General features: G+C 38.4%; 24 protein-coding genes. All 24 read left to right on the top strand.

What is annotated here, in order from left to right; translation table 11 throughout:
• Positions 1–20 precede the first annotated feature (20 nt).
• Positions 21–293 (top strand): 30S ribosomal protein S16, encoded by a 273-nt coding sequence (gene rpsP, locus J2S08_RS08380; protein WP_307228506.1) that lies wholly within the window; start codon positions 21–23, stop codon positions 291–293.
• A gap of 11 nt (positions 294–304) precedes the next feature.
• A complete protein-coding gene (locus J2S08_RS08375; RefSeq protein WP_307228504.1) occupies positions 305–538 on the top strand; it encodes a KH domain-containing protein in 234 nt (77 codons plus the stop codon).
• Positions 539–677: 139 nt separating this feature from the next.
• Entirely contained in the window at positions 678–1,070 is a 393-nt protein-coding gene (locus tag J2S08_RS08370; RefSeq protein ID WP_307228502.1) for a YlqD family protein, read from the top strand.
• A 5-nt stretch (positions 1,071–1,075) separates the two neighbouring features.
• Positions 1,076–1,594: a ribosome maturation factor RimM gene (rimM, locus tag J2S08_RS08365; RefSeq protein ID WP_307228500.1), complete on the top strand. Its 519-nt coding sequence runs from the start codon at positions 1,076–1,078 to the stop codon at positions 1,592–1,594.
• Entirely contained in the window at positions 1,594–2,340 is a 747-nt protein-coding gene (gene trmD / locus J2S08_RS08360; protein WP_307228577.1) for a tRNA (guanosine(37)-N1)-methyltransferase TrmD, read from the top strand. Before rimM ends, trmD begins: the two co-directional genes overlap by 1 nt.
• Before the next feature lie 338 nt (positions 2,341–2,678).
• Complete coding sequence (rplS, locus tag J2S08_RS08355; RefSeq protein ID WP_307228498.1) at positions 2,679–3,023, top strand: 50S ribosomal protein L19; 345 nt, start codon at positions 2,679–2,681, stop codon at positions 3,021–3,023.
• Between the two features lie 217 nt (positions 3,024–3,240).
• A complete protein-coding gene (lepB, locus tag J2S08_RS08350; protein ID WP_307228496.1) occupies positions 3,241–3,780 on the top strand; it encodes a signal peptidase I in 540 nt (179 codons plus the stop codon).
• 141 nt (positions 3,781–3,921) lie between these two features.
• Positions 3,922–4,782, top strand: coding sequence for a ribosome biogenesis GTPase YlqF (ylqF, locus tag J2S08_RS08345; RefSeq protein ID WP_307228494.1), 861 nt, complete (start codon positions 3,922–3,924; stop codon positions 4,780–4,782).
• 153 nt (positions 4,783–4,935) lie between these two features.
• Positions 4,936–5,718 (top strand): ribonuclease HII, encoded by a 783-nt coding sequence (locus J2S08_RS08340; protein ID WP_307228492.1) that lies wholly within the window; start codon positions 4,936–4,938, stop codon positions 5,716–5,718.
• Between the two features lie 259 nt (positions 5,719–5,977).
• A complete protein-coding gene (locus J2S08_RS08335) occupies positions 5,978–7,897 on the top strand; it encodes a hypothetical protein (RefSeq protein ID WP_307228490.1) in 1,920 nt (639 codons plus the stop codon).
• A complete protein-coding gene (locus tag J2S08_RS08330) occupies positions 7,894–8,187 on the top strand; it encodes an EscU/YscU/HrcU family type III secretion system export apparatus switch protein (RefSeq protein ID WP_307228488.1) in 294 nt (97 codons plus the stop codon). Before J2S08_RS08335 ends, J2S08_RS08330 begins: the two co-directional genes overlap by 4 nt.
• Positions 8,188–8,382: 195 nt before the next feature.
• Positions 8,383–9,543, top strand: coding sequence for an ADP-forming succinate--CoA ligase subunit beta (sucC, locus tag J2S08_RS08325; protein ID WP_307228487.1), 1,161 nt, complete (start codon positions 8,383–8,385; stop codon positions 9,541–9,543).
• 87 nt (positions 9,544–9,630) lie between these two features.
• A complete protein-coding gene (gene sucD, locus J2S08_RS08320; RefSeq protein WP_307228485.1) occupies positions 9,631–10,533 on the top strand; it encodes a succinate--CoA ligase subunit alpha in 903 nt (300 codons plus the stop codon).
• Between the two features lie 251 nt (positions 10,534–10,784).
• The gene (gene dprA / locus J2S08_RS08315; protein WP_307228483.1) at positions 10,785–11,669 is read left to right on the top strand and encodes a DNA-processing protein DprA; all 885 of its coding nucleotides are present in this window, start codon (positions 10,785–10,787) and stop codon (positions 11,667–11,669) included.
• Positions 11,670–12,099: 430 nt separating this feature from the next.
• On the top strand, positions 12,100–14,175 hold the full coding sequence (gene topA, locus J2S08_RS08310) for a type I DNA topoisomerase (RefSeq protein WP_307228481.1): 2,076 nt from the start codon (positions 12,100–12,102) through the stop codon (positions 14,173–14,175).
• Positions 14,176–14,557: 382 nt separating this feature from the next.
• Entirely contained in the window at positions 14,558–15,856 is a 1,299-nt protein-coding gene (trmFO, locus tag J2S08_RS08305) for an FADH(2)-oxidizing methylenetetrahydrofolate--tRNA-(uracil(54)-C(5))-methyltransferase TrmFO (RefSeq protein ID WP_370875651.1), read from the top strand.
• Between the two features lie 60 nt (positions 15,857–15,916).
• The gene (gene xerC, locus J2S08_RS08300; RefSeq protein ID WP_307228477.1) at positions 15,917–16,819 is read left to right on the top strand and encodes a tyrosine recombinase XerC; all 903 of its coding nucleotides are present in this window, start codon (positions 15,917–15,919) and stop codon (positions 16,817–16,819) included.
• 48 nt (positions 16,820–16,867) lie between these two features.
• Positions 16,868–17,410, top strand: coding sequence for an ATP-dependent protease subunit HslV (hslV, locus tag J2S08_RS08295; protein WP_307228475.1), 543 nt, complete (start codon positions 16,868–16,870; stop codon positions 17,408–17,410).
• 18 nt (positions 17,411–17,428) lie between these two features.
• A complete protein-coding gene (gene hslU / locus J2S08_RS08290; protein WP_307228473.1) occupies positions 17,429–18,841 on the top strand; it encodes an HslU--HslV peptidase ATPase subunit in 1,413 nt (470 codons plus the stop codon).
• Between the two features lie 152 nt (positions 18,842–18,993).
• Positions 18,994–19,773, top strand: coding sequence for a GTP-sensing pleiotropic transcriptional regulator CodY (gene codY / locus J2S08_RS08285; protein WP_307228472.1), 780 nt, complete (start codon positions 18,994–18,996; stop codon positions 19,771–19,773).
• 820 nt (positions 19,774–20,593) lie between these two features.
• Entirely contained in the window at positions 20,594–20,986 is a 393-nt protein-coding gene (gene flgB / locus J2S08_RS08280) for a flagellar basal body rod protein FlgB (RefSeq protein WP_307228470.1), read from the top strand.
• Between the two features lie 2 nt (positions 20,987–20,988).
• The gene (flgC, locus tag J2S08_RS08275) at positions 20,989–21,450 is read left to right on the top strand and encodes a flagellar basal body rod protein FlgC (protein ID WP_307228468.1); all 462 of its coding nucleotides are present in this window, start codon (positions 20,989–20,991) and stop codon (positions 21,448–21,450) included.
• 14 nt (positions 21,451–21,464) lie between these two features.
• Complete coding sequence (gene fliE / locus J2S08_RS08270) at positions 21,465–21,776, top strand: flagellar hook-basal body complex protein FliE (protein ID WP_307228466.1); 312 nt, start codon at positions 21,465–21,467, stop codon at positions 21,774–21,776.
• A 616-nt stretch (positions 21,777–22,392) separates the two neighbouring features.
• Positions 22,393–23,973, top strand: coding sequence for a flagellar basal-body MS-ring/collar protein FliF (gene fliF, locus J2S08_RS08265; protein ID WP_307228464.1), 1,581 nt, complete (start codon positions 22,393–22,395; stop codon positions 23,971–23,973).
• Positions 23,974–23,977: the final 4 nt, after the last annotated feature.

Here is a 23,977-nt window from a genome sequence, read left to right as displayed (position 1 = left end):
ATTCGGAGGTGCTATATAAAATGGCAGTTAAAATTCGTTTAAAACGTGTTGGAGCAAAAAAAGCTCCTTTCTATCGTATTGTAGTGGCTGATTCACGTTCACCAAGAGATGGCCGCTTTATTGAGGAAGTAGGTACTTACAATCCAGTTGCGCAGCCAGCAAAAGTAGAGATTAATGAAGAATCAGTACTTCAATGGATGCAAAATGGTGCAAAACCGTCTGATACTGTTCGCAACCTTTTCTCAAAACAAGGAATTATGGAAAAATTCCACAACGCGAAAAATAGTAAATAAAGATGGCCGCGATGCAGGCACTAATCTTAGCAATTGTAAAGCCGCTTGTCGATCATCCTAACGATGTAGAAGTGAAGGTTGTGGAAGAGGAGCGCCGCATTACTTACCACCTTTCAGTTCATAAGGAAGATATGGGGAAAGTGATCGGAAGACAGGGAAGAGTTGCGAAAGCCATTCGAACAGTCGTATATGCAGCAGCAGGATTGCCACAACAAAAGAAAGTGTATGTAGAAATCGTCGAATAGGGAGGTTGTTTACCTCCCTTTTTACATATAAACAATAGCTGTCATTGTGTTGTATCATATTGACAGTAGTGATCATAATAAAGAGAAAACAGCCCAAAATCCAAGTATACTAAGAATTTAAATGGGGGAGGCTGGCAATGTGAAAATTCTCCAAACAATCACTGTCAAACAAGTACTCACTGAAAAAAGCAAGGAAATGCTGCTTCAGGAATACGAACAAAAATTATTTCAGCTAAAAAAAGAATGTGATCAGCTGCGCTTTGAATTAAAAAAATTAGAACGAACGAAAAAATATTCCACCGCTAATTTACTGTCGCATTTTGAAAAAGAAATGGAATTTCGGCAAGAAAAAATGAAGCTGATTGAATTCCAAACAGAACAATTACAAATGCTTCCACTTGGCAGCGAGCTAAAGGAGACAGAAGTTCAAGCACTAGTGGACATCAAGTTAGGCGATAAATGGGATAAAGTATCGAATAATCCAACTATCATTATAAAAGATGGCATCATCACAGAAATACGCGAGAGGTGAAGAGAATGAAACGCTGGTTTCATGTAGGAAAAATTGTGAACACCCATGGATTAAAGGGAGAAGTTCGTGTGATCTCCAAGACAGATTTTCCTGAAGAACGTTACCAACCTGGCAATAACCTTTACCTATTTCTTCCTGATGCCAAACAACCACAAAAACTCACTATTAAAACACACCGTAAGCATAAGCAATTTGAGCTTCTTTGTTTTGACGGATACGACCATATAAACGATGTGGAAAGCTGGAAAGGAGCATCGTTAAAGGTAAATGAAGATCAACTTGCCCCGCTTCCTGACAAGGAATACTATTTTCATGAAATTATCGGATGCACCGTTTATACAACTGACAATAAAAAGCTTGGCATTGTCCAGGGAATTTTGACGCCAGGAGCAAATGATGTCTGGATTGTAAAAGGAGAGGATAGGAAAGAACTTCTTATTCCATATATTGAAGATGTTGTCCGCACCGTTGATGTAGAGACGAAAACCATTTGTATTTATCCGATGGAAGGGCTGTTATCATGATGAGAATTGATATCTTATCTTTATTTCCAGATATGTTTACGGGTGTGTTAGGCAACTCTATTTTAAAAAAAGCGGCTGATAAGCAAAAGGTTGCTTATCAAGTCGTTAACTTTCGTGATTTTGCTGACAATAAGCATCAAACAGTCGATGATTACCCATATGGAGGCGGAGCAGGAATGGTGTTAAAGGCTCAGCCTATTTTTGATGCTGTTCATCACCTCACTAGCAAAACAATTGAAGCGAAAATGCCAAGGATTATTCTCTTGTGCCCTCAAGGAGAAAGGTATAGTCAACGAAAAGCGGAAGAATTAGCGAAAGAGGAGCATTTAATATTTATATGCGGCCATTATGAAGGATATGATGAACGAATTCGTGAACACCTTGTCACGGATGAAATATCAATTGGCGACTTTGTCTTAACAGGTGGGGAGCTTGGAGCGATGGTCATTGTAGATAGTGTAGTTCGTCTCCTTCCAGGTGTACTAGGAAACAAAGCTTCTGCCCAGCACGATTCTTTTTCCGCCCCATTGCTGGAATATCCACAGTACACAAGACCAGCTGATTTTCGCGGATTTAAAGTACCTGACATTCTGTTAGGAGGAAATCATCGGAAAATTGATGAATGGCGAAAAAAGCAATCTTTGAAGAGGACATGGGAAAGACGCCCAGACTTGCTGACGCAATATTCTCCGTCTCTAGAAGAAAAAGGGTGGTTGGAAGATATTCGAAAAATGAAGGAAAAATGAGTATCAATTCCTTTATATAATGAAAAGATTATTCTTCTAACTTTATCAGAATCATAGCACGTACTCTCCAAATATTTTGTGGGCATCGTTTATAGCGTTTTTCCGCTTTCAATCCTCATGAAATAAAGTGAAAACTTCTATCAGTGGGGGTCTTGACTTGCCAGTTAGGTGTGGGATAAAAAACTTGAAAAGTTCAATAGATGCATTGCAAACCGTTTTGTTATATGCTAATATATTTTTTGTGACTAAAACTAGTTGATAATAAGTTTTGTCTGATAACGATGTTCCGCTATAAATGAACGTTTTATAAGAGCATCTGTTGGAAGGAGATGAAATCGATGCACAAGTTAATAGAAGAAATAACAAATGAACAATTAAAAACTGATATTCCAGAGTTTCGAGCTGGTGACACAGTACGTGTTCATGCAAAGGTTGTTGAGGGAACGCGTGAGCGTATCCAAATCTTTGAAGGTGTTGTAATCAAACGCCGTGGCGGAGGAATCAGTGAAACTTTCACTGTACGCAAAATTTCTTATGGCGTTGGAGTAGAGCGGACTTTTCCTGTTCACACACCTAGAATAGCGAAGCTGGAAGTGGTGCGTCGCGGTAAGGTTCGTCGTGCGAAACTTTACTACTTGCGCAAGCTGCGTGGTAAAGCTGCTAGAATTAAAGAAATTCGTTAATGACATATTGATGAAAAGATATGGAAAAGGAGCTTGATTTCAAGCTCCTTTTCTTTATGAATAGACAGCTGTAGTTACAACAGAGTATAAATCAGATATGATATTGGACGGGCAATATGATAGATAAATGTAAGTTGTTGGTGTATTATTTGCAAAAATTATGTAAAATAGAGCTAGAGGGACTTAATACGTTTTAATTGAAGAAGGTGGTGTATCAGTGGCTAAAGAAAAAAATGAATTATGGGAATGGACAAAGGCATTGCTCATTGCAGTAGGATTAACGGCAGTAATTAGACTTTTTCTATTCGCACCAATTGTCGTTGATGGACTGTCGATGATGCCAACATTACATAATGGAGACCGCATGATTGTCAATAAACTTGGTAAACCTGATAGATTTGATATTGTTGTCTTTCATGCGCCTGAGCAAAAAGATTATATTAAAAGGGTCATTGGGCTACCTGGAGATACTGTGGAATATCGGGATGATACACTTTATATTAATGGAAAAAAATACGAAGAGCCTTACTTAGAAGAGTATAAAAACCAGATTACAGATGGTCCCCTCACTGAAGACTTTACCCTTAGCGAAATACTTGATAATGATGTTGTTCCTGATGGAGAAATATTCGTAATGGGTGATAATCGGCGCTTTAGTAAAGACAGTCGTCATATCGGCACTATTCCACTCGATAAAGTCATTGGAGATACAAGTATTGTATATTGGCCATTAAAGGATATACGCATCGTTAAATAGGCGAAGCTTATAGATGGAGATAATTGCTGAGCGATTTCCTTGTTGATAGAAAGACTGTGTTTAAAGAAGTCTAGCGCTTCCAAGGCAAGGATTTTCCAGCTATTGAGGGAAAGGGGTTTAAAAGCGTCAGGAGGTGTAAAAATGACGATTCAGTGGTTTCCTGGCCACATGGCAAAAGCACGCAGAGAAGTAACAGAAAAACGCAAACTGGTTGATATCATATTTGAGCTTGTTGATGCACGTATTCCTTTATCATCTGCCAACCCAATGTTAAAAGAAATTATTCAAGATAAGCCAAGGATTATCTTATTAAACAAGGCGGACAAAGCGAATGACGAATTGACAAAGGAATGGATTGCTTATTTTACTAGGGAAAATGAAATCGCAATAGCAATTAATTCTCAATCGGGTGAAGGGGTTCATCAGATTACGAAGATGAGCCTAGAACTGTTGAAGCCAAAATTTGATCGGATGAAAGCGAGAGGAATAAAGCCGAGGGCTGTACGTGCAATGATTGTTGGAATACCGAATGTTGGAAAATCAACACTAATTAATCGACTTGCAAAGAAAAATATCGCAAAGACTGGAAATACTCCTGGAGTAACAAAAGCGCAGCAATGGATTAAAGTGGGAAAGGAACTCGAACTCCTTGATACGCCAGGGATACTATGGCCAAAATTTGAGGATCCTGAAGTTGGGTATAAGCTTGCACTTACTGGTGCGATTAAAGATACATTATTAAACAAACAAGATATTGCTGTTTTTGCCCTTCGATTTCTTGCTGAAAACTATCCAGGTGTTTTCGAAAGCCGATATCAACTAGAAAAAATTCCAGAGGATATGGCAGAACTGTTTGATCATATTGGCGTTTTGCGAGGCTGTTTGATGGCTGGCGGCATGATTGATTATGATAAAGTTGCAGCGACTGTCATTCAAGACATTCGGAGTGAAAAACTTGGTTCTTTTACATTTGATTTTCCTCCAATCATCAGTGCTGTTTAGTAATTGGGAAAAATCTCCTCCTTCTGATTAGAAAAACTCTAAAAACGAAGGGTGTCTAAACCTAAAAAGATTACTGATCAAAAGGTCCTGGGTTGCCAGGACCTTTAATTTTACAAAATAATGCCGATAAATAAAGAAATGCCAGGTGATAGAATGAAAAAACCATATACGATCAGTGAAATAAAGACAGCCCTGCAAACTGTTAAGACAACGGAAGATCCTTTGTATCAAGCATGTTTAAAGGATAAACGCAAAGGGGTTCAGCAGCTTCTAGAAAAATGGGAAAAGGCAAAGATCAAAGAGGTGGAGCAACAGGCAGCTTTTCAAAAAATGAAAAAATATGAACGTGCAATCAGAGCCGAGGGGTTTGAAGCAATTGCGGGAATTGACGAAGCTGGAAGAGGCCCGCTTGCAGGCCCTGTTGTTGCAGCTGCAGTTATATTGCCAGATCACTTCTATTTAGCAGGTTTAAATGATTCGAAGCAGTTAACTGTGAACACTCGCGAACAATTTTACGCTATTATTAGCGAACAAGCGTTGGCAATTGGAGTAGGAATTGTCACGGCAGCAGAAATTGATGAGCTTAACATTTATGAAGCAACTAAAAAAGCAATGATGGCAGCAGTTGATCATTTAGTATATTTCCCAGATTACTTGCTCCTTGATGCGATGAAAATCACAGCGCCAATTCCGCAAACATCTCTTGTAAAAGGAGATGCGAAAAGTGTTTCTATTGCTGCTGCCTCAATTATTGCCAAGGTGACTAGAGATAATCTGATGCGTACATATGGAAAACAGTACCCCATGTATCATTTCCAACAAAACATGGGCTATGGCACAAAGGAACATATAGAAGCGCTTAGGAAGCATGGACCATGCCCTATTCATCGAAAATCATTTGCACCAATTAAAGAATACATGATGAAGATTAACTAGAGGTATAAGATCCGATACCTTTTGCCCCCTCATACTGATGGCTTAGAACCATTCAACATGGGGGCAGATACTTCTAATCCCAAGCTCCTGTGTGGTTGCAGCTATTGTTCGCTCCCATACCAGCTTTCTAGCGTCTGCTTTTGAGATTGTCATCATATGTACAGTCTTCAAACGCAACATACGCCAATAAGCTGTTCCCTTATCATGGTAAAAAATATAAGTGTTCACTGTTCAATCATCATAAAAGGAGAAAATGATTATGATCTCTTCAACGATCGATGCCTTGAACCAAATTCAAGGCAGGGACAATTTACAGACGATGACTTTCCGCAATGGCCAGATTTTTTACGGAACGATCAAAAAATTATTCCCGAATCAAACAGCACTTGTACAAGTTGGCCAACAACAGGTAATTGCTAAAATCGAAGTCCCATTGAAAACGGGGGAGGGGTATTGGCTTCAAGTAGCATCAGAGGATGGAGATATTCAATTAAAGCTATTAAACACACCATTGCATGGAGAGAGTAAAGCAGCAGCTTTGCTTCGCCAATTTTCATTACCTTTGCAGAAAGAGTATTTACAGCTTGTTGAATTTTTTGTTAAAGAACAGCTTCCACTTTCAAAAGAAGCAATCATGAAAGCAATGCAATGGCTGCAAAAACTGCCTCAATCAGAAAGTGGCTTAAATACCTTAAAGGGAATGCTGCAAAAAGGCATTCCTTTATCAGAGGTTCATTTCCTTTCACTTTTGGAAACAGAAAAGCCGCAAACGACGCAACAGCTTTTACAAGCATTGCAGGAAGCACTTCGTGGCGAAAATATGCAAAGCCGTACAGTTGTTTCTTTGTTATCTCTTTTAGATTCACTTACTACAAAAGGAGACAGGATTGGAGAACGGATGCTTTTTTCCTTGCTGACTCATGTCTTGAAAGGGGAGAATACGCCATTAGCACCATTATCTCAGCAAATTTTAGCGAAAATTGGTATTTTAAACACTCAGCAGATGCAGCAGTTGGACGGAAACGTACCTGCTAATCAGAACCGTATTCTACAACAAGACATCACTCAAGTCATTAATCAGCTGGTTCGCCAAGTAATGACAGCAAAAATGAACATTGAAACAGTTCAATATAACAACGCTGGCAACGTGCCATTAACTGGAGAACAGTCAGCGGCTAGTAGTCAAGAGTCCGTTTATCAGCAACTGCGAGGGGCTGGCCAACTCCCGGAATCCGTTATTCACATGCAGCAGCAGATTGTTAAAGGACAGTCACTCTTAGAGATAATGCAATCAGGGCAGCAGAAAAGTCTAACTAATCGTACGATCCTTCAATGGCTGACAGCATCGCTTTCTCACCTTCAGCTAGATCATGATGCAATAGGAGATGGCAGACAGCTATCACAATCATTAGAAAAAGTGAGGAACGTTCTGCAGCTCTCTCAGGAACAAATGTCACATGCAGTAAGGCGAATGGCTAATTTTAATCAGGAGCAATTGTTTTCACAAAATGAGAAAACTATCTTGCAGATGCTAGAAGGTGAACAAAGACAAACCTTTCCAAGGCAAGATGCACTTTTACAATTTAAACAGATGATGAGCTCAATTGGCTTATTTTATGAAGGGGAGATTATGTCTTCCAGCGGTCCAGAAAAAATCATGGAATCTGTTAAGCCGCTTCTCGTTCAATTATTGCAGGAAACACCGCAATCAACAACGAGAGACATAGCTGAACAGCTGTTATTAAGAATGAATGGATTTCAACTGCAGTCAATTGCAAACGGCCCTATTCAACAGATTATCTATGAGCTTCCAATTAATCTTTTTGGCCATCAAACAGATTTGACAATGCAATGGGCTGGGAAACGTCTTGAAAATGGGAAGATTGACCCTAACTTCTGTCGAATTATTTTTTATTTAGAGCTAGAAAACTTGCGCGAAACGATTGTTGATATGCAAGTGCAAAATCGTGTAGTTACTGTCAATATTTTTAATGAGACAGAGGAGATGCACCAGCTGTCGCAATCATTTTTACCGTCATTAAAAGCAGGCTTAAAAGAGCTTCAATACACACTATCGGCTGTTCATTTTAAATTGCCGGAAGAAAAAACAATGACACAAGAAACTGGCTTTAAGCATTACGAATATGCAAACTATAGCGGGGTGGATATTCGTATATGAATAAAAAAGAAAGCAATTTAAAAAGAAAAGAAGCAGTAGCACTTTCGTATCAGTCAGAGCAGCAGCAAGCTCCGATCGTCGTAGCAAAAGGAAAAGGGCTTATTGCTGATAATATTTTAGAAAAGGCGAAAGAATATCAAATTCCGATCCAAGAAGACCCAAGCCTTGTCGAATTGCTTGGACAATTAAACATTCACGAAGCGATACCGAATGAATTATATGAAGCAGTCGCCGAAGTATTTGCTTTTGTTTATCGTATGGATCAAAAGGCAAAAGTTAAACATGAATAAAATCATTTTATGGTGATGATCAAAAAAATCTGCTGCATTCTTTTGGTCATCTTTTTTTTCTATTCCTCCTTCCTTATTTGTAAACGACTTTCATGAAACGAAGAAATTCGTCGATTTTAGTGGACATATTTTCAAGCATTTAATACAATTAAAACGCAATCATTTTTGTGAAGAGTGAAAATAGGAGGATGGGAAATGAATATCCATGAATACCAAGGTAAGGAGATCCTCAGACAATATGGGGTAACTGTACCAAATGGAAAAGTCGCATTCACGGTCGACGAAGCAGTGGAAGCAGCAAAGAAACTTGGGACAAAAGTATGTGTGGTGAAGGCACAGATTCATGCTGGTGGACGTGGGAAAGCTGGCGGTGTAAAAGTCGCTAAAAATGTAGATGAAGTACGTACATATGCGAATGAAATATTAGGAAAAACACTTATTACTCACCAAACAGGCCCTGAAGGAAAAGAAGTAAAACGCCTTTTAATCGAAGAAGGCTGCGATATTAAAAAAGAATATTATATAGGTTTAGTTTTAGATCGTGCAACTTCAAGAGTTGTTCTAATGGCGTCTGAAGAAGGCGGGACAGAAATTGAAGAAGTTGCTGAGCAAACCCCGGAAAAAATCTTTAAGGAAGTGATTGATCCAGTTGTCGGCTTAACACCTTTTCAAGCACGGCGCATTGCTTTTCATATTAATATCCCGAAAGAACTGATCGGTAAAACAGTTAAATTTATGTTGGGGCTGTACACAGCTTTCGTAGAAAAAGACTGTTCGATTGCTGAAATTAATCCTCTTGTTGTTACTGGAGACGGCAATGTCATGGCACTTGACGCTAAATTGAACTTTGATGCGAACGCTTTATACCGTCAAAAAGATATTTTGGCATTTCGTGATTTAGACGAAGAAGACCCAAAAGAAATTGAAGCGTCCAAGTATGATTTGAGCTATATTTCTTTAAACGGAAATATTGGCTGTATGGTTAATGGCGCAGGTCTTGCAATGGCGACGATGGATATTATTAAGTATTATGGCGGCGATCCAGCCAATTTCCTTGATGTTGGGGGCGGAGCGACAGCTGAAAAAGTAACAGAAGCATTCAAAATTATTCTTTCTGATCAAAATGTAAAAGGCATCTTCGTGAACATTTTCGGCGGAATCATGAAATGTGACATTATCGCTACAGGTGTTGTCGAAGCAGCAAAGCAAGTAGAATTAAAAGTACCGCTTGTTGTCCGTTTAGAGGGAACAAATGTTGATCTTGGGAAAAATATTTTACAAGAGTCTGGATTAAACATTATTGCTGCTGAATCAATGGCAGACGGTGCCCAAAAAATTGTCGAATTAGTTGGTTAAATGCAGGAAGCGGACGTTCACTCTGAACAACAATTTCGGGATTAGATACAAGGGAGAAAGAGATATTTTGAAAGGCAGGGAACTTTAATGAGCGTGTTTGTTAATAAAGACACAAAAGTAATTGTACAAGGGATTACTGGTTCAACAGCATTGTTCCATACGAAACAAATGCTAGAGTATGGAACAAAGATTGTCGGTGGTGTTACACCTGGCAAGGGTGGTACAGAAGTGGAAGGGGTGCCTGTATTTAACACAGTAGAGGAAGCTGTGAAGGCAACGGATGCAAATGCATCTGTTATTTATGTACCTGCACCATTTGCTGCCGATGCGATTATGGAAGGGGTAGACGCAGAGCTTGATCTAGTAATCTGCATTACAGAACATATTCCAGTATTGGATATGGTAAAGGTAAAACGCTATATGGAAGGGAAGAAGACTCGTCTTGTAGGTCCGAACTGTCCTGGTGTTATTACACCTGGTGAGTGTAAAATTGGCATTATGCCAGGCTATATTCATACCAAAGGGCATATTGGTGTTGTGTCCCGTTCTGGTACATTGACTTATGAAGCGGTACATCAACTTTCCCAAGCAGGAGTTGGCCAAACAACAGCTGTTGGAATTGGCGGCGATCCAGTCAATGGTACAGATTTTATCGATGTACTTCGTGCTTTTAATGAAGACCCTGAAACAGAAGCAGTTGTCATGATCGGTGAAATTGGCGGAACTGCAGAAGAAGAAGCTGCTGAATGGGTGAGGGCAAATATGTCTAAGCCTGTTGTCGGTTTTATAGGAGGAGCTACTGCACCACCAGGGAAAAGAATGGGGCATGCAGGAGCTATTATCTCTGGCGGAAAAGGGACAGCAGCTGAGAAAATACGTGTTATGAATGAATGTGGTATTAAAGTCGCAGATACACCATCAGTCATCGGTGAAACATTGATAGAGGTTCTAAAAGAAAAAGGCCTTTATGAAAAATGTAAAACACACTAGACAGCACATATAAAAAAAATTCAGGATGTTCAAGGAACTAAGTCTGTAAGGGAAACAGCCAAGCGACGTTGGTCTGTACTCATAAAGGAGGAAATAGTCCCCATTTAATGGGGACTATTTTTCAAATAGACACAATTCAAGCAACATTATTTTCTACTAATATTGGAAAACGCTTCTTCATCATAGTGGTATGTAAGGACTAGAACATCAAGACATTTAGCTTTTTAAAGATCATAAGAAAGGATGAAAAAATGAAAGCACTTAGAAAAAAATTAATTCATTTGCACCATTGCCGCGGCTTACGTGGAAAAGGCATGATTAAACTGCTTCAACACGATGCGAAGCTTACACATCTTTATGAGTTTTCTAATCAAGACTTCCACAGCATCGCTCAAATCTCCCTTCAGCAAGCAACACTTTTACTCCACGATCTCCGCAATATTTCTATTGAACCGTTACTTCAATCCTATAAAAAAATGAACATTCAGATCATGACTATATTCGATGATGCATATCCTCTATTATTAAAAGAAACGTATGAACCACCTTTTGTACTCTTTTTAAAAGGAAATGCAACTCTATTGCAAAAGTCAGCAATTGCTGTCGTTGGTGCTAGAGCAGCATCTTCATACGCCCATAAAGCTGTGCACTTATTGATTCCTGAACTCGTTGACAATGAACTTGTTATTGTTAGCGGACTAGCGAAAGGCGTTGATACAATGGCGCATTTAGAAGCAATGGAAACTGGCGGCCATACAATCGCTGTACTTGGAAGTGGTTTTTGGCATCCATATCCGAAGGAAAATAAATATTTATTAGATAAAATCGCTAATGAGCATTTAGTACTAACGGAATACCCCCCTTTTATTCGACCACAAAAGTGGCACTTTCCGATGAGAAATCGCATCATTAGTGGGCTTACAAAGGGGACGCTTATCGTTCAGGCGAAAAGACGAAGCGGCTCCTTTATTACCGCTGAATATGCACTGCAAACAGGAAGAGAAGTGTTTGCAGTTCCTGGAAATATTGCCGATCCATTATCAGAAGGCACGAATTTACTTATTCAGCAAGGAGCGAAGCTAGTGCAAAATGGAAAGGATATACTGGAAGAATTTTCGTCTTCTATTATTAAGTGAACATCTAATGGGGCCGATAACATAAAGGAAGCTTCTAAAAAATCATCGCTGAAAATCACACAGCTTCCTTTTTTAAGTATGTTTGATGAGAGAAAAACTTCGCTGATATATAGACCGTGACAATGAATAGTTATAACCTATCATCATATTATCATACTACTTTTATTGTATCAGCTCATGTTCAAATGATTGAGTGATAGATTGAAATACACAGTTTTTAATATAAGGAATAAAAAAATGATTTATTCATTCAATTATCATAGCAACGACCACTTTTGTATGCAGGCAATTTCTATGTTTGCGATGGTCTACTAGCGTTAATCTCTTGACTCTTCAAAAAGACTTCTAATTAATATACATTGACAAATACCGAAATCAAAGCTAATATTTACACTTGATTTGGAATATTTACCTCTAGGGAGGATTTTGCATGTCGGATTACTTAGTAATTGTTGAATCGCCAGCAAAAGCGAAAACAATAGAACGTTATCTTGGAAAAAAATATAAAGTAAAAGCGTCTATGGGACACATTAGAGATTTGCCTAAAAGTCAAATGGGCGTCGATACAACAAATAATTATGAGCCTAAATATATTACGATCAGAGGAAAAGGACCTGTGCTGAAAGAATTAAAAACAGCGGCAAAAAAAGCAAAAAAAGTATTTCTTGCTGCTGACCCTGATCGTGAGGGAGAAGCGATTGCATGGCATCTTGCCCATAGTCTTCAATTAGATATTCATTCTGATTGCCGTGTTGTTTTTAATGAAATTACAAAGGATGCTATTAAAGAATCTTTTAAGTATCCACGTCCAATCAACTTAGATTTAGTCAATTCTCAACAAGCTCGTCGTATTCTAGATCGACTTGTCGGCTATAACATTAGCCCTTTACTATGGAAAAAAGTAAAAAAAGGGTTAAGCGCCGGCCGTGTACAATCCGTAGCAGTACGTTTGATCATTGATCGTGAAAATGAAATTAAGAACTTTGAGCCGCAGGAGTATTGGACTATTGAGGCAGACTTTTTAAAAGGAAACGATCGTTTTCAAGCTTCTTTTTATGGCATGAATGGCAAGAAAATGGAGCTTACTTCAGAAGACGAGGTGAAGGAAGTTCTCAAGAAAATAAAAGGAAGCACCTTTACTATTTCAACTGTTTCAAGAAAGGAAAGACGACGAAATCCTGCTCCGCCATTTATCACTTCCTCTTTACAGCAAGAGGCTGCCAGGAAATTAAATTTCCGTGCGAAAAAAACAATGATGTTGGCTCAACAGCTTTATGAAGGGATTGAACTTGGCAAGGAAGGCATTGTCGGGCTTATCACATATATGAGAACAGACTCTACTCGTATCTCTGATATTGCACAAAAAGAGGCGGCTGATTTTATTACAACCCATTATGGCAAAGAATATGTGAAAACAGCCGGGAGAAAAGAAAAGAAACAAACGAATGCCCAAGATGCTCATGAAGCGATTCGTCCTACGAGTACGATGCGTCTGCCTAATATGATGAAGGAATATTTAAGCAGAGACCAGCTTCGCCTATATAAATTGATTTGGGAACGCTTCCTAGCTAGTCAAATGGCTTCCGCTGTGATGGACACGATGAGTGTTGATATTATTAATGGCGAAGTCACTTTTCGCGCGAATGGATCAAAAGTGAAGTTCCCTGGTTTTATGAAAGTATATGTTGAAGGTTCAGATGATCAATTAGATGAGAAAGAAAAAATGCTCCCATCTTTGGAAAAAGGTGATGAAGTCCTTTCTGAAGAAATGAAGGAAAAGCAGCACTTTACGCAGCCGCCGCCACGCTATACAGAAGCCCGTCTTGTAAAGACACTTGAAGAACTTGGAATCGGTAGGCCGTCCACTTATGCGCCAACCCTGGATACCATTCAAAAACGTGGTTATGTTGCACTTGATAATAAGCGTTTTGTCCCGACGGAACTCGGTGAAATTGTGTTAGAGCTAATGATGGAATTTTTTCCAGAAATTTTAAACGTAGAATTTACTGCTAATATGGAAAATAATCTAGATGCAATTGAAGAAGGAAAAGTGAAATGGGTTCAGATTATTGATGATTTTTATTTAGGTTTTGAAAAAAGTTTGCAAAAAGCAGAAAGTGAAATGAAAGAAGTTGAAATAAAAGACGAGTATGCTGGTGAAGATTGTGAGCAATGTGGAAACCCAATGGTGTTTAAGATGGGGCGATATGGAAAATTTATGGCTTGCAGCAATTTCCCTGATTGTCGCAATACGAAACCAATTGTGAAACAAATTGGAGTAAAATGTCCGAAGTGCCAAGATGGAAATATAATAGAAAGAAAAAGTAAAAAAAGACGGATTTTTTACGGATGCGATCGATTTCCTGATTGTGATTTCTTATCATGGGATAAACCAATTGAACGTGTTTGTCCAAAATGCGAGAACCTTCTTATTGAGAAAAAGCTAAAAAAAGGTGTTCAAGTGCAATGTACAGCTTGTGACTATAAAGAAAATCAACAGAGTTGACATTTATTGCTGCAGGTGAGAAAAAGTAAGCGGTTCGCTTGCTTTTTTCATTTTTTACATGACTGTAGGAGATTTTACTTTTCTTCTTTTCATATGTATTGTAAAATGCAGGAGGGGTGTAGGAAAGTGTCATATGCGAACAGCATCACAATTTTGCTTTCTAGATAAACCCTACTGTTTTTACAGTACAGAAAAAAGCGTTGCCTCAATCTTTAGCTTAGATCTATTTTTCTAAGTATTCTTTGCAATGAAGAATCATCTTCCTTTGAAGTGCGCTAAGCTTTAGCAATCAACAGGGGATTCTATATCCTGCTTGATTGAACGAGTTCTTATAAGAATAGGGTCGGTAACCTTTTGAATAGTTGGAATGGAGGTACATGGAATGAAGGTAAATGTCATCGGTGCGGGCCTTGCTGGCAGTGAAGCAGCATGGCAAATCGCTGAACGGGGCATTCAGGTGCATTTATATGAAATGAGGCCTGTTAAACAAACACCTGCCCATCATACGGACAAATTTGCTGAATTAGTCTGTTCTAATTCTTTTCGTGCAAATGAACTAACAAATGCTGTTGGCCTTATTAAGGAAGAAATGAGGCATTTACAGTCAGTGATCATTCATGCAGGCGATCATGCGTCTGTACCTGCAGGCGGAGCACTGGCAGTAGATCGCCATGAATTTGCCGGTATGGTTACAGATCGAGTTAAAAATCATCCAAATGTAAAGGTTTTTTTGGAGGAAGTAACAGAAATTCCCGAGGGGATCACGATTATTGCTACAGGGCCTTTAACAAGTCCAGCCTTATCAGATGCCCTTAGAAAACTAACTGGAGAAGAGTATTTATATTTTTATGATGCTGCGGCACCAATTATTGAAAAAGACAGCATAGATATGAATAAGGTTTATTTAAAATCACGGTATGATAAGGGAGAAGCTGCTTATTTAAATTGTCCAATGACAGAAGAAGAATTCAATCGTTTCTATGATGCGCTTGTGGCTGCAGAAACCGTACCTCTAAAGGAATTTGAAAAAGAAATCTTTTTTGAAGGCTGTATGCCAATCGAAGTAATGGCAGCAAGGGGAAGGAAAACGATGCTGTTTGGACCATTAAAGCCTGTAGGTTTGGAAGATCCTCGGACAGGGAAGCGTCCGTATGCAGTTGTACAACTAAGACAAGATGATGCGGCAGGAACATTATATAATATTGTCGGTTTTCAGACACATTTGAAATGGGGGCCGCAAAAGGAAGTTATTCGAATGATTCCTGGGTTGGAGCAAGCGGAGATTGTTCGGTATGGTGTCATGCATCGTAACACGTTTATTAATTCTCCCCAAATCCTTCGTTCAACCTATCAAATGAAAACGAATGACAATCTCTTGTTTGCAGGACAAATGACAGGTGTAGAAGGCTACGTTGAATCTGCTGCCAGTGGCCTCATTGCTGGCATCAATGCTGCACGTCTTGCGGAAAACAAGGAGCCAATTGAGTTCCCTGCCGAAACTTCGTTGGGAAGCATGGCTCATTATATAACAAAAACAAATCCTAAAGGATTTCAGCCGATGAATGTAAACTTTGGATTATTGCCAGCTTTAGATGTAAAGATTAGAGATAAAAAAGCACGAAATCAAGAATATGTTAAACGCTCATTACAAACAATTCAAAACTTTGTGAAAAATTTGTAACGTTCATTGCAAGTGCTGTAAAAATATGATACGATTTTTATAGCCTTGTGAGGTGTTTTAATGAAAAAAAAAATATCTGAAGATTTGCGCTCATTTATGGAATATTTGCAAATAGAAAAGAATTATTCACAGTATACGATTGAATGCTATCGCCGAGATATAGAACATTTTTACATGTTCATGGCTGAACAAGGTATTGCTTCAATCCGTGATTGTCAATATGTTGATGCACGTCTATATTTAACACTTTTGTATGAAAAGCAATATGCTAGAAATAGTGTTTCGAGAAAAATTTCAAGTTTAAGAAGTTTTTATACATTCTTGCTGAGAGAAGCTGCCATCGAAAAGAACCCTTTTTCGTCTATCTCTCAGCCTAGAAAAAGTCTGAAGCTGCCAACCTTTTTTTATGAAGATGAGATGGAGCGGTTATTTAATAGCTGCCAATCAGACTCAGCACTTGATAAACGAAACCGTGCACTTTTAGAAATATTGTATGCGACAGGTATTCGTGTGAGCGAGTGTGCAAACATCCGATTGGATGATGTTGATTTTGAGTTTTCGACAATTTTGATCAGAGGAAAAGGAAGAAAAGAGCGATATGTGCTTTTCGGTGCTTTTGCTGAGGAAGCATTGCAAACTTATCTACAAGAAGGTAGACTTCATTTGGTGGATAAACAACATGACCATCCTTTACTGTTTGTGAATTTCCGAGGAGCGCCCTTGACGCCTAGAGGTATTCGTTATGTTTTAAATGAGATGATGAAAAAGGCATCTCTTCATGGAAAGATGCACCCACATATGCTGCGTCACACCTTTGCAACCCATCTTTTAAATAATGGTGCTGATATGAGAACGGTTCAAGAATTGCTAGGCCATTCCCATTTATCATCTACACAAATATATACACATGTGACAAAAGAACACTTGCGTAAAACTTATTTGAATCATCATCCACGGGGCTAGGTTATACTGAGTTGTAAGAGACGAGCAGCTAGAAGGAGGGAATATGCGATGGAAGGCTTTCATGCGACGACGATTTTTGCTATTCATCATCAAGGAAAGCATGCGATAGCTGGCGATGGACAGGTAACATTTGGCAATGCTGTTGTCATGAAACATACTGCAAGGAAAGTTCGTAAATTATTTAACGGAAAAGTATTAGCCGGTTTTGCTGGATCTGTTGCTGATGCGTTTACACTCTTTGAAATGTTCGAGGGAAAGCTGCAAGAGTTCAATGGCAATTTGCAGCGGGCAGCCGTTGAATTAGCAAAGCAATGGCGCAGCGATAAAATCCTCAGAAAACTAGAGGCAATGTTGATTGTAATGGATAAACAGCATTTGCTGCTGATTTCGGGCACTGGTGAAGTCATTGAACCAGATGACGATATTTTAGCTATTGGTTCTGGCGGCAACTATGCATTAGCTGCTGGACGGGCATTAAAGAGATATGCTGGAGAACATTTATCAGCAAAAGAGATTGCGAAATCTGCGCTAGAAATAGCTGCAGATATTTGTGTGTATACGAATAATAACATTATTGTAGAAGAGCTGTAAAAAAAAGGAGTGAGCAGCTTGAAAAACAATACAGCAAACTTAACACCGAGGCAAATTGTAGAAAAACTCGATCAGTTTATTATTGGTCAAAAAGAAGCAAAGCGAGCGGTGGCAGTCGCTTTGAGGAATCGCTATCGCCGTGGATTGTTATCAGGGAAAATCCGCGATGAAATCATTCCTAAAAACATTTTAATGATTGGCCCTACTGGTGTTGGGAAAACAGAAATTGCGAGGAGAATGGCAAAATTAGTTGGAGCACCTTTTATTAAAGTAGAGGCGACCAAATTTACGGAAGTTGGCTATGTTGGACGTGATGTGGAGTCTATGGTTCGTGATTTAGTTGAAACTTCTGTTCGACTAGTGAAGGAAGAAAAAATGCTAGAAGTAAAAGAAGTAGCCGAAAAAAATGCGAATCGCCGTTTAGTAGACCTATTAGTCCCATCCAAAAAGAAATCAACTAGCTATAAAAACCCTTTTGAAATGATTTTCGGAGGAGATCAACAAGCGAAGGAAACAGAGCAAGAGAATGATTTAGAAGAAACATCCATACGTGATAAAAAGAGGGTCATAGCGGAAAAGCTAGCGAAAGGCGAACTAGAAAACGAACTGGTAAGTGTCGAAGTCGAAGAGCAGCAGCCTTCAATGTTTGATATGCTGCAAGGCTCTGGCATGGAGCAAATGGGCATGAATATGCAAGACGCTTTAAGCAACTTAATCCCAAAAAGAAAAAAGAAGCGTAAATTGCCAGTAAAGGATGCCAGGAAGGTTCTCACTAATGTTGAGGCCCAGAAGCTGATCGATATGGACGAAGTAACACAAGAAGCTGTTTTTAGAGCTGAACAAACGGGTATCATCTTTATTGATGAAATCGATAAAATTGCGAGCAGAAGTGGAAACCATTCATCTGGAGAAGTATCGCGTGAAGGCGTTCAACGTGACATTTTGCCGATTGTAGAAGGTTCGACTGTTGTCTCGAAATACGGCTCTGTAAAGACGGACCATATCCTTTTTATTGCTGCTGGTGCTTTCCATATGGCAAAGCCTTCTGACTTAATACCAGAGCTGCAGGGGCGTTTTCCAATTCGAGTAGAACTCGGAAAGCTGACGACAGAAGATTTTATAAAAATTTTAGTAGAGCCGGATAATGCTCTAGTTAAACAATATATCGCTTTATTGGAAACGGAAAGTATACAAATTGAATTTTCTGACGAGGCTATTTGTAGAATCGCGGAATTAGCCTTCGAAGTCAATCAAAATACGGATAATATTGGAGCTCGCAGGTTGCACACGATTTTGGAAAAATTGTTGGAGGACGTTTCTTTTGAGGCTCCGGACATCACGATGGAAAAAATCATCATTACCCCGCAATATGTGGATGAAAAGCTAGGGGCAATTTCAAAAAACAAAGATTTAAGCCAGTTTATTTTATAGTCGCATTAAAATCGAAGCGAAGGACGGAACGTAACAATAAAAACGTTTTGTCCTGAAGCAGCCTTCTATTAGCATAAGGCGAAATGTTTGAAAAAACTTTTACAGAACTCAACGATGAAAAACAACAGACAGATATTTAGGAGGAAGAAAAAATGGATTTATTATCAAGAACACGAAAAATTAATGCAATGTTACAAAAAGCAGCAGGAAAGCCTGTGAATTTTATTGAAATGTCAGAAACACTTCAAGAGGTCATAGGAGCAAATATTTTTATTGTAAGTCGTCGTGGGAAACTACTAGGATATTCGATTAACCAACAAATTGAAAATGACCGCATGAAAAAAATGTTAGAGGAGCGTCAATTTCCAGAAGAGTATACACAAAGCTTGTTTAATATTACAGAAACCTCTTCAAATTTAGATATTAACAGTCAGTATACTGCATTCCCGGTTGAAAATAAAAATATTTTTGGCAGCGGCTTGACAACCATTGTACCGATTATCGGCGGCGGTGAACGTCTAGGAACACTCATTTTAGCTCGTTTAGAAGAAAAGTTCCAAGACGATGACTTAATATTAGCTGAATATGGCGCTACTGTCGTTGGAATGGAAATATTACGAGAAAAAGCTGAAGAAATTGAGGAAGAAGCACGAAGCAAAGCAGTTGTTCAAATGGCAATAAGTTCACTATCGTACAGCGAGCTTGAAGCTATTGAGCATATTTTTGAAGAATTAAATGGCAAAGAAGGCTTGCTTGTTGCATCAAAAATCGCAGACCGTGTTGGAATTACTCGCTCCGTCATTGTGAATGCATTGCGTAAACTTGAAAGTGCTGGCGTTATTGAGTCGCGTTCATTAGGCATGAAAGGAACATATATTAAAGTGTTAAATGATAAGTTTTTAGTGGAGCTAGAGAAATTAAAAGCAAACTAATGCTGCGGCTTGTGAATAAACGAGCATCACAATATATATAGTGAAACCAAAAATAAACACCCTTAAAAAATGCTCTTCTCATTTTCAGGGTGTTTATTTATGTTATAAAGGCGATTGGTACCCAACAAATAAACTTGCTATTAAGAATCACAATAGTCCAAGAAAAACGCTGTTTTGTTATTTGTATGCTTTCCATCTATTCAGGGGTATCCTCGGTCTGTTTGCGAGTTTGGCCCAAGCGGTAATTCGTTTGGACCTGTTATTAACTTGCATTTCATGTTGAAACTAAGCTAAAAGTGTCATTTACCTCGGCTTGCATCTATTCTTTTTTCCCTATCTATTGTTCTGCTCTGAAGGAATTTAAACTTTTTTCTTGGTGAGAAAGGGTATTTTTCTTTTTTTTTTTTAAGTTTTGGTGGACACTTATCTGTCCATTGTATTAGAACTATTCTCCTCTTTGTATTTATTAAGTACTAATTTAGAATGAAGCAATATCATCCATTTTTAATGGAAATGTTTTTTATACCATACATCTTTTACCGTTTTTCACTATGTAAATGGTAAAAATAAGAAATTTTCCCTATGGTATAGTTTGAAAATTCTGCTTAAATTTAATAAAACCAGGAAAAACGTAACAGAAATTAAATGAACACATGTGTACCAAAAGTATCATTTTATTTAAATAAGCACTATTCTCTCGAAATTTGTCTTTTTCTCGTAGACAGTTTGGTTACAAAACATTACAATAGTTAGTAAGTTTTGCATGTTTTATGTCAAAATGGATACGATTTTGTAAAATTTCTTACATAGAGGTGTCGAAATGAATTTATTCACAAATACCTTTTATACGCTGGAACATGCATTGGATTATTCAGCAACTAAGCAAAAAGTAATATCACAAAACATTGCCAACAATGACACACCCAATTATAAAGCGAAAGACGTAAGTTTTAAGAGTGTGTTCCAGGAAGCAAAAAATGAAACGCTTACAGCCAAAAGGTCTGATGAACGGCACTATCAATTTAAAACAGCAGCTATTCATCCTGCTGTTTATAAGAAAAACAATGTCAAATATCATGACAATGGTAATAACGTTGATATCGATGCCGAAATGTCTGACTCAGCAAGAAATCAAATTTACTTCAACGTATTAATAGATCGGCTAAACGGCAAATTTTCAACGCTGCAAAGTGTCGTGAAAGGAGGTAAATAATTGTGTCTATGTTTCAAAGTATGAATATTACTTCAACAGCTTTAACTTCACAACGTCTTAGAATGGATGTTATTTCCTCTAATATGGCTCATGTAGATACAACTAGAGGGAAAATGGTAGATGGAGAGTGGCAGCCTTATAAAAGGAAAATGGTTGTGATGCAGCCTAAAAACAATTCATTTTCATCCTTTCTACAGATGGCAATGGGATCGAAAGATAGTCATACAGTGGGAGATGGTGTAAAGGTGACAAAAATTATTGAAGATGAAAACACACCTTTTAAATCTGTATACGACCCGCTGCATCCAGATGCAAATGCGGAAGGTTATGTAGATCTTCCTAATGTTGACCCTCTCAGAGAAATGGTTGATCTAATGAGTGCAACTCGTTCCTATGAAGCAAACGTCACAGCTTTTAACGCTTCAAAAGCAATGATGATGAAAGCTTTGGAAATTGGTAAATAAGGAGGCATGATGAAATGGCAGTTTCTAATATATTTTCGTTAACGGCACCTAACACCCAATTAGAACAAACAACACGTATAGCTGCACCAACCCCAAACGAAGCTCATGTAAAATTCGGGGATTTTCTAAAAAAGTCAATAGCGGAAGTCAACGAAGCTCAAGTTACAGGAGATATTCTTACTGAAAAATTAGCTAGAGGCGAGAATGTTGATTTACATCAAGTTTTAATTGCAACACAAAAAGCAAGCATCTCGTTAAATACTGTTTTAGAAGTTAGAAATAAAGTTGTAGAAGCATATCAAGAAGTAATGAGAATGCAAGTATAATGCAACCTAAAAGCTCTGAATGATCTCTTAAAACGGATAAGTACATACTCAGCTTCCGCCGATGCCAAGGGTTATCTTAAACTAAGGAAAGCAATGGGCGCCGTTATACATAGCAGTTTTCTTATATTGCGTGTTTAACAAGAAGCACATAAGTTCAAAGAAGCACAAACTTCAAGTGTTTGACTTGTACAGAATGGGAAAAGCGCTACAGAAGACCATTCAAACACCAAAGTGGATGAAGCAAGCTATCCTATCAAGCTCTTCGGATATTCTCTTATCGAAAGAATGAATGATAGTCTGCTTTCAAGGGGACACATTGCTTCAAAGTAAAACATTAAAGAAATCATGTAATATTTTTAATTTATCCTATATTAGTGACTGTTCTGAAGGAAAATCTGCATATTAGCAGGCGGCAGAACAGAAGATGTTGCGAAGTAATGTAATTGTGACAGAGCTTGATAGATAGTACGGGAGAAAATCTCTACTAGATGCTGCTGCACTATCGGAAGGCGGCTGCCTGGCCATTTCAGAAAGTATTGGTAAAAACCTAACATGTTTTGGAAAAGTATATGCTCACTGTTCGGCTAGTTCTCTTTAATTGACCGGGGGATTTATAATGAATGAAACATTGCAGAATTACAAAAATAGGATAACAGACTTTTGGACTTCAAAATCAAAAAAACAAAAACTAATTATTTCAGGATCTAGTATTTTAGCAATCTTGCTTATTATTACGATCAGCTATTTTGCCACAAAAACACCGATGGCGCCATTGTATAGCAATCTTACTCCTTCTGAAACAGGTGCTATTAAAGAAAGTTTAGATGAAAGAGGCATCAAATCTGAAATTGTCGATAATGGCACGACAATCAAAGTCCCAGAGAAAAACATTGATGCGTTAAAAGTGGAGTTGGCGGCAGAGGGGATACCGAAATCCGGCAGCATCGACTATTCATTTTTTAGCCAGAACGCTGGTTTCGGTACAACTGATAATGAGTTTAATGTCATGAAACTTGATGCAATGCAAACAGAATTAGCGAATTTAATTACTGAAATTGATGGTGTCAATCAAGCGAAGGTAATGATTCAACTACCAGAGAAAAGCCTTTTCGTTAATGATACGTCGGAAGAAGCTTCGGCCTCTATCATTTTAAACACGAAACCAGGTGTAGAATTTAGTGAGAAGCAAATTCGTTCCTTATACCATCTTGTTTCAAAAAGCATCCCTAATCTTCCTACTGAAAACATCGTGATCATGAACCAATTCTTTGATTACTTTGATTTGAATAGTCAAAACACAAGCGGTGACCAATTTGCTCAGCAGATGGAAATTAAAAAGCAAGTAGAGCGTGACATTCAACGTCAAATTCAACATATGCTAGGAACGATTATAGGACAAGATAAAGTTGTAACAGCAGTAACTGCTGATCTTGACTTCACCCAAGAAAACATCGAAGAAAACCTTGTAGAGCCTGTTGATGAAGAAAATATGAAAGGGCTGGCAATTAGTGTACAGCGAATTACCGAAACTTTTTCAGGTGATGGAGCGCTTGAAGGCGGAATTCCTCAAGGAGGCGATCCAGCTGATACGTTGCAAGGCCAGTATTTAGAAGGAACTGATGGAAACGGCGATTACGAACGAATTGAAGAAACAATGAATAATGAAGTAAATAAAATTCGCAAGGAAATCGTTAAAAGTCCTTATAAAGTACAGGATCTAGGCATTCAAGTAATGGTAGAACCGCCAGAGAATGAGGAGACTATCGATGACGAGCGTATTGAAGATATTGAAAGAGTGCTAGGAACAATCGTAAGAGCCTCTATTAATAAGGATACGAATATGGATTTATCAGATGAAGCGATTCAAGATAAAATTGCAGTTTCTGTCCAGCCTTTTGAAGGCAAAGTATCCTTCGAAGAAGAAATTACATCTAAACTGCCATGGTGGGCGTATGTTATTGGCGGCGTATTATTAGCAATTATTCTCGTATTAATCTTCTTGATGGTTAGAAAACGGAAAGACGAAGAAGAACTTGAAGAGGTGCTGGAAGAGGAAGAAGAACCGATTCATGTACCTGATATTGAAGAAGAAATTGAAACAGAATCGTCCATTAGAAGAAAACAATTGGAGAAAATGGCGAAGGAAAAACCAGAGGAGTTTGCAAAACTACTACGAAGCTGGCTAGCCGAGGATTAGGAGG

Source organism: Bacillus chungangensis, from assembly GCF_030812995.1.
Taxonomy (GTDB): domain Bacteria; phylum Bacillota; class Bacilli; order Bacillales; family Bacillaceae_C; genus Bacillus_CF; species Bacillus_CF chungangensis.
Note: the sequence above shows the minus strand (reverse complement) of the source record. Positions and strands in the feature narration are given on the sequence as shown.

Coding starts and splice junctions, on each gene's coding strand:
- rpsP (WP_307228506.1), top strand. CDS start 21: ATGGCAGTTAAAATTCGTTTAAAACGTGTTGGAGCAAAAAAAGCTCCT.
- J2S08_RS08375 (WP_307228504.1), top strand. CDS start 305: ATGCAGGCACTAATCTTAGCAATTGTAAAGCCGCTTGTCGATCATCCT.
- trmD (WP_307228577.1), top strand. CDS start 1,594: ATGAGAATTGATATCTTATCTTTATTTCCAGATATGTTTACGGGTGTG.
- topA (WP_307228481.1), top strand. CDS start 12,100: ATGTCGGATTACTTAGTAATTGTTGAATCGCCAGCAAAAGCGAAAACA.
- J2S08_RS08340 (WP_307228492.1), top strand. CDS start 4,936: ATGAAAAAACCATATACGATCAGTGAAATAAAGACAGCCCTGCAAACT.
- hslV (WP_307228475.1), top strand. CDS start 16,868: ATGGAAGGCTTTCATGCGACGACGATTTTTGCTATTCATCATCAAGGA.
- xerC (WP_307228477.1), top strand. CDS start 15,917: ATGAAAAAAAAAATATCTGAAGATTTGCGCTCATTTATGGAATATTTG.
- sucC (WP_307228487.1), top strand. CDS start 8,383: ATGAATATCCATGAATACCAAGGTAAGGAGATCCTCAGACAATATGGG.
- codY (WP_307228472.1), top strand. CDS start 18,994: ATGGATTTATTATCAAGAACACGAAAAATTAATGCAATGTTACAAAAA.
- ylqF (WP_307228494.1), top strand. CDS start 3,922: ATGACGATTCAGTGGTTTCCTGGCCACATGGCAAAAGCACGCAGAGAA.
- flgB (WP_307228470.1), top strand. CDS start 20,594: ATGAATTTATTCACAAATACCTTTTATACGCTGGAACATGCATTGGAT.
- dprA (WP_307228483.1), top strand. CDS start 10,785: ATGAAAGCACTTAGAAAAAAATTAATTCATTTGCACCATTGCCGCGGC.
- J2S08_RS08335 (WP_307228490.1), top strand. CDS start 5,978: ATGATCTCTTCAACGATCGATGCCTTGAACCAAATTCAAGGCAGGGAC.
- rplS (WP_307228498.1), top strand. CDS start 2,679: ATGCACAAGTTAATAGAAGAAATAACAAATGAACAATTAAAAACTGAT.
- rimM (WP_307228500.1), top strand. CDS start 1,076: ATGAAACGCTGGTTTCATGTAGGAAAAATTGTGAACACCCATGGATTA.
- sucD (WP_307228485.1), top strand. CDS start 9,631: ATGAGCGTGTTTGTTAATAAAGACACAAAAGTAATTGTACAAGGGATT.
- trmFO (WP_370875651.1), top strand. CDS start 14,558: ATGAAGGTAAATGTCATCGGTGCGGGCCTTGCTGGCAGTGAAGCAGCA.
- fliE (WP_307228466.1), top strand. CDS start 21,465: ATGGCAGTTTCTAATATATTTTCGTTAACGGCACCTAACACCCAATTA.
- fliF (WP_307228464.1), top strand. CDS start 22,393: ATGAATGAAACATTGCAGAATTACAAAAATAGGATAACAGACTTTTGG.
- J2S08_RS08330 (WP_307228488.1), top strand. CDS start 7,894: ATGAATAAAAAAGAAAGCAATTTAAAAAGAAAAGAAGCAGTAGCACTT.